The sequence below is a fragment of the Bradyrhizobium sp. genome, from assembly GCF_049691595.1.
Lineage (GTDB): Bacteria > Pseudomonadota > Alphaproteobacteria > Rhizobiales > Xanthobacteraceae > Bradyrhizobium.
The window spans coordinates 1-9,651 of sequence record NZ_JBAVNZ010000547.1; the positions used below are offsets into that span (position 1 = coordinate 1).

10 protein-coding genes are annotated in these 9,651 nt (G+C 63.7%); 7 read left to right on the plus strand and 3 right to left on the minus strand.

All coding sequences use genetic code 11. The annotated features are described in order from the left end of the window. Positions 1 to 210 precede the first annotated feature (210 nt). Positions 211 to 1,518 carry an adenylosuccinate lyase gene (gene purB, locus WCE35_RS22060; RefSeq protein WP_424595437.1) on the plus strand — a complete coding sequence of 436 codons (1,308 nt, stop codon included), beginning with the start codon at positions 211 to 213 and terminating at the stop codon, positions 1,516 to 1,518. A 9-nt stretch (positions 1,519 to 1,527) separates the two neighbouring features. Here purB and WCE35_RS22065 read toward each other — a convergent pair whose 3' ends face one another. The 3 genes from WCE35_RS22065 to WCE35_RS22075 all read right to left on the minus strand — a co-directional run bounded on the left by WCE35_RS22065 (position 1,528) and on the right by WCE35_RS22075 (position 5,344). After that, positions 1,528 to 4,017: a DUF2235 domain-containing protein gene (locus WCE35_RS22065; RefSeq protein ID WP_424595438.1), complete on the minus strand. Its 2,490-nt coding sequence runs from the start codon at positions 4,015 to 4,017 to the stop codon at positions 1,528 to 1,530. 131 nt (positions 4,018 to 4,148) lie between these two features. Next, positions 4,149 to 4,979 carry an FTR1 family iron permease gene (locus tag WCE35_RS22070; RefSeq protein ID WP_424595439.1) on the minus strand — a complete coding sequence of 277 codons (831 nt, stop codon included), beginning with the start codon at positions 4,977 to 4,979 and terminating at the stop codon, positions 4,149 to 4,151. An 8-nt stretch (positions 4,980 to 4,987) separates the two neighbouring features. Beyond that, the gene (locus tag WCE35_RS22075; protein WP_424595440.1) at positions 4,988 to 5,344 is read right to left on the minus strand and encodes a cupredoxin domain-containing protein; all 357 of its coding nucleotides are present in this window, start codon (positions 5,342 to 5,344) and stop codon (positions 4,988 to 4,990) included. Positions 5,345 to 5,619: 275 nt separating this feature from the next. On the opposite strand from WCE35_RS22075, the gene murI reads away from it, so the two are divergent. The 6 genes from murI to WCE35_RS22105 form a co-directional block, all read left to right on the plus strand. Then, on the plus strand, positions 5,620 to 6,408 hold the full coding sequence (murI, locus tag WCE35_RS22080; RefSeq protein ID WP_424595441.1) for a glutamate racemase: 789 nt from the start codon (positions 5,620 to 5,622) through the stop codon (positions 6,406 to 6,408). A gap of 71 nt (positions 6,409 to 6,479) precedes the next feature. Then, a complete protein-coding gene (locus WCE35_RS22085; protein ID WP_424595442.1) occupies positions 6,480 to 7,259 on the plus strand; it encodes an HpcH/HpaI aldolase family protein in 780 nt (259 codons plus the stop codon). A 212-nt stretch (positions 7,260 to 7,471) separates the two neighbouring features. After that, a complete protein-coding gene (locus WCE35_RS22090; protein ID WP_424595443.1) occupies positions 7,472 to 8,251 on the plus strand; it encodes an acyltransferase in 780 nt (259 codons plus the stop codon). A 227-nt stretch (positions 8,252 to 8,478) separates the two neighbouring features. Beyond that, the gene (gene rpsD / locus WCE35_RS22095; RefSeq protein ID WP_424595444.1) at positions 8,479 to 9,096 is read left to right on the plus strand and encodes a 30S ribosomal protein S4; all 618 of its coding nucleotides are present in this window, start codon (positions 8,479 to 8,481) and stop codon (positions 9,094 to 9,096) included. 84 nt (positions 9,097 to 9,180) lie between these two features. Beyond that, the gene (locus WCE35_RS22100) at positions 9,181 to 9,396 is read left to right on the plus strand and encodes a hypothetical protein (protein WP_424595445.1); all 216 of its coding nucleotides are present in this window, start codon (positions 9,181 to 9,183) and stop codon (positions 9,394 to 9,396) included. Continuing rightward, the coding region (locus tag WCE35_RS22105; RefSeq protein WP_424595446.1) for a type II toxin-antitoxin system RelE/ParE family toxin at positions 9,389 to 9,651 on the plus strand (263 nt) is incomplete at its 3' end. The genes WCE35_RS22100 and WCE35_RS22105, both read left to right, overlap by 8 nt.

Sequence of the window (9,651 nt, forward strand, 5' to 3'; positions counted from 1 at the left end):
ATATAGTATATCGCGCTAACAGATTTCAATATCTGTCAGTCACTCTCCCGTGACTGATTTTCGCGGCGAAGCCGTCGCCCGCCGGCACGCCGCCCGAGGTTTGTCTCACCCCGGCTGCTCTGCTAAAGCGCGGCGTAAAAACGATTGGCTGGGAATCGCCCGAGAACCGAATCGTCCAAGAATCCCCGCTGCGCTCGCCCGGAGTCCTCGATGATCCCCCGCTATACCCGCCCGGAAATGGCCGCCATCTGGGAGCCGCAGACCCGCTTTCGGATCTGGTTCGAGATCGAGGCGCATGCGGCGGATGCGCTTGCGGAAATCGGGGTTATCCCGAAGCAAGCCGCGAACACGATCTGGGCCAAGGCGAAAAATGCCACCTTCGATGTCGAGCGGATCGACGAGATCGAGCGCGAGACCCGGCACGACGTCATCGCCTTCCTGACCCATCTGGCCGAAATCGTCGGCCCCGAGGCGCGCTTCGTGCACCAGGGCATGACCTCCTCCGACGTGCTCGACACCTGCCTCAATGTGCAGCTCACCCGTGCCGCCGATCTGCTGCTATCGGATATCGACAAGGTCCTCGCCGCGCTGAAGAAGCGCGCCTTCGAGCACAAGATGACGCCGACCATCGGCCGCTCCCACGGCATTCACGCCGAACCCATCACCTTCGGGTTGAAGCTCGCCTACGCCTATGCGGAGTTTTCCCGCGCCCGCGAACGCCTGGTCGCCGCCCGCAAGGAAGTCGCGACCTGCGCGATTTCGGGCGCCGTCGGCACGTTTGCGCAGATCGACCCGCGCGTCGAAGCGCATGTCGCGAAAGCGATGGGGCTGACGCCAGAGCCGATCTCGACCCAGGTGATCCCGCGCGATCGCCACGCGATGTTTTTCGCAACGCTCGGCGTGATCGCGTCCTCGGTCGAGCGCCTCGCCACCGAAATCCGTCATCTGCAGCGCACCGAGGTGCTGGAAGCCGAGGAGTTCTTCGCCGAAGGCCAGAAGGGCTCGTCGGCGATGCCGCACAAGCGCAACCCGGTGCTGTCGGAGAACCTCACCGGGCTCGCGCGCATGGTGCGCGCCTATGCAATCCCGGCGATGGAAAACGTCGTACTCTGGCACGAGCGCGACATCTCGCATTCCTCGGCCGAGCGCATGATCGGGCCCGACGCCACCGTGACGCTCGACTTCGCGCTCAACCGCCTCGCCGGCCTGATCGAAAAACTGCTGATCTATCCCGCGAACATGCAGAAAAACCTCGACCGGCTCGGCGGCCTCGTGCATTCGCAGCGGCTCCTGATCGCGCTGACGCAAAAAGGCGCTAGCCGCGAGGACGCCTACCGGCTCGTGCAGCGCAACGCGATGCCGGTGTGGCGCGGCGAAGGCGACTTCCAGACGCTGCTGAAGAAAGACCCCGAGGTGAAGAAATACCTGACCGATGCCGAAATCGAACAACAGTTCGACCTCGGCTATCACTTCAAGCACGTCGACACCATCTTCAGGCGCGTGTTCGGCGAGGCGTAGGACCGTGCGCTACGGCCTCAGCGTGAACGTGAGATCGGCGCTGCCCTTGTTGTTGCCGTAGAAGCGGTCGAGACCGAGCCAGTTGATGACGGCGTCGTTGACATAGACGAACACTTCGCCGTCCTTGGCCGCCTTGAAACTGGCTTTGTAGTACTCGCGCGACAGCGTGACCGTCCACTCGGCGTTGCCCTTGTCGTTGCCGTCGAAACGGCCAAGCTTGATGACGGCATCATTGACATAGGTCGCCGTCGGGCATTCGCATTCGGTGCTCTCAAACGGCAGGACCATCTCGCCAAAACCACCCTCGCCGACCCGGATGACGGTCGCAAACCAGTTCGACGCGATCAACCGGCGATAGGGCAAGCCCGGCGCCATCGCCCATCTCATCTTGTCGCGGCCGAAGCCGTTCGGGCCCGTCTCAATTCCCCTGGCTTTCCCGGGATCGGGCTCGTTCCATTTGTGGCCGTCCTCCCAGGGATCGGTGATGACAAGGCTGATGTCATAGGTCTGGCCTTGCTTCACCGTGAGTCCGGTCGCCGTGCAGAGCGTCCTGGTGTCGAAGCTGCGGGTTTGCGGCTGAGTGGTCACCTCCGTCACCGCGGAACTGGCCTTGCAGATGTTGCCGCTCGCATCATAGGCGAGGACCGTCACGCGGCTTACGACGGCGACCGCACACCAGGCCAGTGCCAGCAGCGCCAGCCCGATCAGGGCTGCGAAGATCGTCGGCAGGATCCAGTTTTTGAGAACATAGTAGGATGCCTTGTACGCACCGCTGTTGCGCAGCCGGAAGATGCCGCTGTGCGGATCTTCCGGAGCCGCGGTGTCCTTCGTCTTCCAGATCACGCGCATCTGGTCGCGAATGCGGCCCTGAAGCGTGCTGCCAAGCAGGGATAACAGGCCGACGAACAGCGCGCCCCCAAACAGCCGCTCCGGAGCATCCCTGAACGCGTCGAACCAGGGTTTCAGGAGATTGGGCAGGTAGCTCGCGGCGGCATCGACGACCGGCACCAGAAACGCGAAAGGACTTCCGGCGCCAAGTCCGGGATAGCAACGCTGGAGCAGCGGCAGACAAAGCAGATAAAATAAGCCGAGCATGTTGACGAAATAAGCGACGCGCCGCTCCCAGACGAGGTCCCACACCGTCTCCTGGCGGTGCAGCCGCCAGAGCGCCTGATCCGGCGTCTCGCGCGGGTTGGCGCGGATCGCGCCCGGCTTGTCGGTCACCTCATAGATCTGCGGAATCACGATCGGCGCGTAGCCGTCGGTGCAGGCATCGACCCGCTCGAATACCGCGTCGTGGATTTTCGGGTCCGGCCATTTTAGCAGCTCCACGCCTCGGGCAAGCTGATGACGAACCTCATGCTCCGGATCGGGCTGCTCGTTGAAGAGATTCCTGATGTACCGCCAGTCCTCCTTCAGCGAAAATCGGTAGGGCGGCAATTGGTAGATGTCGGCGAGCTTGCGCGGCTTGTAGCGATAATATGAAGCCAAGCCGTGCCGGGAGTCATTGAGCTTGTCGAAGCGGTCCACCTGCGAGGCGAGCAGCCGGGTCTGCTCGTCGAGCAATTCGAGCCCGTAGACCCTGGCGCGGTCGATCATCCAGTCGAGCGTAAAATGCGCCAGTCCGTCCTGCGGATAACCCCCGCCGACATCGGAGTGGACGCCGACGAACCAGACCTGGCTCATCCGCTCCCGGTCAATCGCCGCGGTGGCAGCGGCCGGCGGCGCCCAGTCATGGTCCATCGGGACGAGGCCATCCGAGGTCTTGACGTAGCGTTCGTCCCAGAGCACCGGCTTGAACGCGTCGCGCTCGTCTTCCAGCGCCAGCGCGTGGCAGGCGCGTTGAATCTTCCCGTTCATGAAGCGATCGGGCAGCGACAGCGGCCAGTACCAGTAATCAATGGCCCGAACGATCTCCTCGATCGGTCCGCCATAGGCGTCCACGGTATCCCAGACGCCGAGGAACTCGATTTTCCTGACCGGGAGGAATGCGATGTCCTCGAAACGCGGCTTGCCCATCAGGTTGCGGCTGAAGAAGTCGCGAATGGCACGCAGCACATGCAGGTGATAGCGCGCCGCCGATTTGGCCGTTCCCCGCGTGCGATACTGGCGATAGGCGACGACCGCCCTCGCCCTGAGCTCGTCTTCGTTGAGGGTGTACGGCACCAGCCCGATGGTGGCGATGAAGCCCGCAACCACGCGCGTGGTGAATGCGCCGCGGCTGAAGCCGAAGCCGAAGATGCGATCGCCCTCCTTGTAGTTGCGGGAACAGAAGCAATAGATGTCGAGGATGTTGCGCTTCAGGCCGATGCCGAAAATGCCGGTGAATGCCGCCCACCATTTGAACGACGACGTGCCAACGCCGTTATCGTAAAACGCGACCTGCTTGTCGGGGTCTGCCAGGTCGAGCGCCTGAAACAATCGCCAGACATTGGTCTTGAACAATTTCGAAGAACTGTTTCCCGTCCCGTCGGACAGCAGGACAATATTTTTCGACATGGATGCACGCGCCCGCGGATGCCGCAAAGCCATATGCTCGCCTGAAATTGTCACTGGCGCAAGCCGCAATCAGAGGGAGAGCCGGGACAGGCCGGTCCAGAACTCAAGAGCGGATATGATGTGTCGTGCGTTCAGCCGCGCGCCGGCGCCGCGGCCTTCTCGGGCGCGCCGTAGAGCCGCATCAGCACGAAGGTCATCAGCAGGATCGCAAGATAGACCGTGAGCTGCATTCCGCTCGGCTGGTCGGTATAGCCGATCAGGGTGTGCAGCGCGCGGCCGAGAAAACTCGAATCCGGCAGGATCCAGCCGGTGTCCCAGACGATGGCGTCCATCGCCGTCAGCCAGTTGGCCTTTTCGAGAAAGGCCGCTGCCTGCGCCGCCATGCCGGCGGCGAGCAGCGCGATCAGCACCGTGGTCGTTGCGAACAGAGCGCGCGTCGGAATTCGCAGCAGGCCGAAATAGGTCAGCATGCAGGTGACGGCGCCGAGCGCGAGCCCGGCCAGGCCGCCGAGCCCGACACCGACCGCGCTATCGCCGCCGGCGGCAATCACGCCATACAGGAACAGCACGACCTCGCTGCCCTCGCGCAGCACCGCGACGCCGACCACGACTGCCAGCGCCAGCAGCGATTTCGATCCTTCAGCCACCGCCCGCCCGGCTGAGCGAAATTCACCCGCCAGTTCGCTGCCGTGACGCGCCATCCAGACATTGTGCCAGGTGAGCATCACGACGGCGAGCGTCAGGATCGCGGCATTGAAGAGCTCCTGCCCCATGCCGGCGAACAGGTTCGACAGCGCACCGGCGAAGGCCGCGACCACGCAGGCGGCGAGAACGCCTGCAAGCACGCCGCCGCCGATCCATCGGTTGCGACGCGGCACCGTCCGCGTGACCGCCAGCACGATGCCGATGATCAGACCGGCCTCGAAGACTTCGCGGAAAACGATGATCAGCGCGGCGATCACGATTGTTCCTACTTCACGACCAGCGCGCCGCGCGCGGTCTTCTCGTTATATTCGTCGAAGAACTCGTAGCGGCCCGGCTTCTGCGCGCGCACATTGATGGTGGCGTCGCTGCCGCCAGCGACCACCTTCTCCACCTTCAAGGATTTGCTTTCGAATTCCATCGCCTTGGCGTCGAGGTTTCTCAGCCTGATCACGATCGCCGTGTTGGCGGGCGCACTGACCTCGGCCGGATCGAATTTCTTGTCCTTGTAGCTCAACTGGATTTCGGTCGCGTTCTCCGCGGTCGCCGCGCCAGCGGCCGCAACCGATATGAGCGCGGCGGCGGCAAAGCGCGTCGCCATCGAAAGCATCTGCGAGAAGGACATGGTAGCTCTTTCACCGCGGCTGAGGATACTGAGCCATGCCATACGCTGGCGGTGGCCAGCAAGTGAAGAGATAAAAGGACGCATCAGGTTTGGAGAAGCTCTAAACCGCAATTTGGAGAAGTTCTAAACCGCGTCCATCAGCCCGGGGTGCCGTCGATCATGCGCGCCGCCACGCCATCGCGCCTGACGAAGCGATGCCAGGTCACAGCCACGAAATGGAGACGCCGACCGTCAAAACAACTTAACGGTAACCATGGATCGGCTAAGATCACGCGGTGTCAGTCCCTCCGACGATCCTCGTGTTCGATTCCGGCCTTGGCGGCCTCACGGTGCTGCGCGAGATCGTCCTTGCCCGGCCCGATGCGCACTACGTCTATGTCGCCGACGACGCATTTTTCCCCTATGGCCACCACGGCGAGGACCAGATCATCGCGCGCGTGGTGCCGCTGATCGGCGAGTTGATCGAAGCCCACGCCCCCGACCTGGTCGTGATCGCCTGCAACACGGCGTCCACGCTGGTGATGTCGCATCTGCGCGGCGAATACAACGTACCGTTCGTCGGAACGGTGCCCGCGATCAAGCCGGCCTGCGCCAGCTCGAAGACCAAGCGGGTGTCGGTGCTCGGCACCAGGGGAACCATCAAGCGCGAATACACCAGGCGCCTGATCCATGATTTCGCGCAAGGCTGCGAGGTGACGCTGGTGGGCTCGGCGGAACTTGCCTCGCTGGCCGAGGCGGCGCTGAGCGGCAACGAGGTGAGCGATGCGGATATCTTCGCCGAACTCGCCCCCTGCTTCGTCGAAAGCGGCGGCGCCCGCACCGACACCATCGTGCTGGCCTGCACGCATTATCCGCTGCTGCTGGACCGGCTGGTCAGGCTCGCGCCATGGCCGGTCGACTGGATCAATCCCGCGCCCGCGATCGCGCGCCGCGTTTCCGATCTGCTTGGCGCGGCCGGCCGCGAAAGCGACGAGGCCGGCGCGGAGATGATCTTCACCTCCGGGCGGCCGCACACGCTGAGCCGGGCGCTGGTGCCGTTTTTCGGTGGCCGCGTCCCGGCATAACCGGTTCGCGCTGCTTTTTGTCGTTACCCGGCGCGGCTAGTCTCGCCGCAAGGTTCGATGGAGGTCTTCAATTGACGTCTGAAACACCGGCACCGCTCAACCGTCTCCGTCAGCAATGGCGCGAGGGGCGCCCGACATTCGGCGCGATTGCCACCATTCCCAGCATCCAGACCGTGCAGATCATGGCCCGTTCGGGGCTCGACTGGATCATCGTCGATCTCGAGCACGGCCCGATCGATCTCGGCACGGCGCATGCGATGATCACGGCCACCTCAGGCACGCCGTGCGTGCCGATGCTGCGGATCGCCGCCAACGAGCCCTGGCTTGCCAAGGCGCCGATGGATATCGGCGCGCTCGGCATCAATTTTCCGATGATCTGCAGCCGCCAGGACGCCGAAAAAGCGGTGCGCAGCGTGCGCTATCCGCCGAACGGCGACCGGCTGTGGGGACCGTTCCACGCGCCGTTTCGCTGGGGCGTCTCGATGGCGGACTACATGGCAACCGCCGACGACGACATGATCTGCATGATCACCATCGAGCATGTCGAGGCGGTCGATCGCATCGACGAGATCATGGCTACCCCCGGCATCGACCTCGCGGTGATCGGCCCCGGCGACCTCGCCACCTCCATCAACAAGCGCGGTTTGCCCGATGATCCCGAAGTCGTTGCGCTGATGGCGCGCGCGGAAGCAGGCATTTTGAAAAGCGGCGTGCCGATCGGCGGCGTCGCGCGCACCGCCGAGCAGGCCAACCAGATGATCGACCGCGGCTACGCGGCACTGGCGCTGGGTTTCGACTGGTCGCTGTTCCAGCGCGGCATCGCGGCGAGTTTTGCGGGCATCAGGCGCTAGACGCACCGCGGATGCGTTGCACCAGCCCGGCACGCGCTTTCGCCGCAGCGGCGGCGCTGCTACACTTTCGGGCGAGCCGCTGGCCAGGCCGGCGCCCTGAGATAGAACCAACTGGCGTCAGGTCGGTCGGTTCGTGCTAGATCAGGGGCCGGCGCGCCCGGCTATGGCGGCTCGCCGGCCTCCTGGCTTTATCGGCGGAAACGAGCGGAGCGATGCGCGGAACGGTTCGAAAAATCTCCATCCCGCGCCGTCTCGTCGCCGACCTCATGCACGCCTCGATCCGCGTGCCCTTCGTATCGCTGGCGCGCCCGCTCAACGTCCGTGGCCTGATCGAGGCCCGCGCGCAATCGGCGCGGCCGCCGGGCTGGGCTGCGATCTTCGTCAAGGCGTTCGCACTGGTAGCCAAAGGCGATCCCGTGCTGCGCACGCTGTACGTGAAATGGCCCTTGCCCGCGTTCTATGAGCTGCCACGCAGCATCGCGATGGTGGCGGTCGCACGCGTCGAGGACGGCCAGGATTGCGTGCTGCCGCAAAAGGTCACCGCGCCGGATGAACTGCCGCTGGCGGAGGTCGACGCGATCATCCGCCACGCCAAGCAGGCCCCGATCGAGCAGGTTCCGGCGTTCCGAAAGATCCTGCGGACGACGCGGTTGCCGTGGCCGCTGCGCCGCCTGTTCTGGTTGATCGGACTGAATTTCGGCCGCCAGCGCGCCAATTATTTCGGCAGCTTTGGGGTAACGTCGGTCGCCGCCTACGGCGCCGGCGAGCTGCATGCGCTGAGCCCAGGGCCGTTCATCCTGAGTTATGGGGTGGAAAGGCCCGACCACAGCATCGACGTCGTGATCCGCTGGGATCACCGCATTACAGACGCCGCCCTGATCGCCAAGACGCTGACCCGGCTGGAACAGGTGCTGAACGACGAAATATCGGCCGAATTGCGCGCCAATCGGCAGCAAACCGAGCCGAAGCCGGTCCGGGCCGTCGCGACCTGACGGCCGTTCACGCCGGTTTGGCCCTCCGCAAGCCCGCGTGTCTTTCGTTGACAAGGCATCCGTTTTTCTACTAGAACCCGCTTGCTCGCGGGCCGGTTTCGGCCCGCGTTGCGTTTCGCGACCCGTGGTTCGTCCCAGGCTTTTGAGGCGGACCTGTCGGCCCCGGCAATCCCGGGGCACAGGAGGGCGCGTTTCCTCAAAACTCAAACTCTCAAACCGAGGACGCGATGACAAAGCGCAGTGAGGCGAAATACAAGATCGATCGCCGGATGGGCCAGAATATCTGGGGCCGCCCGAAGAGCCCCGTAAACCGCCGGGAATACGGCCCGGGCCAGCACGGCCAGCGCCGCAAGGGCAAGCTCTCCGACTTCGGCGTCCAGCTCCGCGCCAAGCAGAAGCTCAAGGGCTACTACGCCAACATCTCGGAGCGTCAGTTCCACGGCATCTATGTCGAGGCCGGCCGGATGAAGGGCGACACCGGCGAAAACCTGATCGGGCTGCTCGAGCGCCGTCTCGACACCGTGATCTATCGCGCCAAGTTCGTCGCCACCATGTTCGCCGCGCGCCAGTTCATCAACCACGGCCACGTCAAGGTGAACGGCCGCCGCGTCAATATTTCCAGCTACAAGCTGAAGGTCGGCGACCTCGTCGAGGTCAAGGAATCCTCAAAGCAGCTCACCCCGGTGCTGGAAGCCACCCAGCTTGGCGAGCGCGACGTTCCCGACTTCCTCGAAGTCGATCACTCCAGGATGACGGCAAAATTCTCCCGCATTCCCGCGCTGTCCGACGTGCCGTTCGCGGTGCAGATGGAGCCGCATCTGATCGTCGAATTCTATTCGCGCTGACCGGCTCTCGTTTTCGAGATATCAAAGGCCCCCGGTTTTGCCGGGGCCTTTTTGTTCCTATCCAATTCGTGCTATAATTATTGTATGTCGCAGACGACCGACAAACCGACCCGCGTCATGCCCTCGGCCACCCCGACGGAAGCCGAGCTTGCCGCCTGGGCTGCCCTTCCCCGTGACGAGCAAGTGCGTCGCTATCAAGAGATGTTCGAGCATCCTGACTGCAACACCTTCACCACGGACACCCCCGACGACATTCTAGCTGCCGCCCGCCAGCGCGTTGCCGCGCGTCGCCATGGCTGAGTATCGGCTTACTGATCGCGCCCGAGCCGACCTCATAGACATCTACGACTTCACTGAAAGCAAGTTCGGCGCCTATCAAGCCGATGCCTACTATACCGGCCTAGTTCGCTCTTTTGGGCTTCTTGCTGACTTCCCTCTCATAGGTCAGCCGGTTGACGAACTGGCGGCCGGCTATCGGCGCTTCCGTTTTCAATCACATCTGATCTTCTACACTGTCCAGCCCCATTGGGTCGAAATCCGTGCCGTCGTCCATAG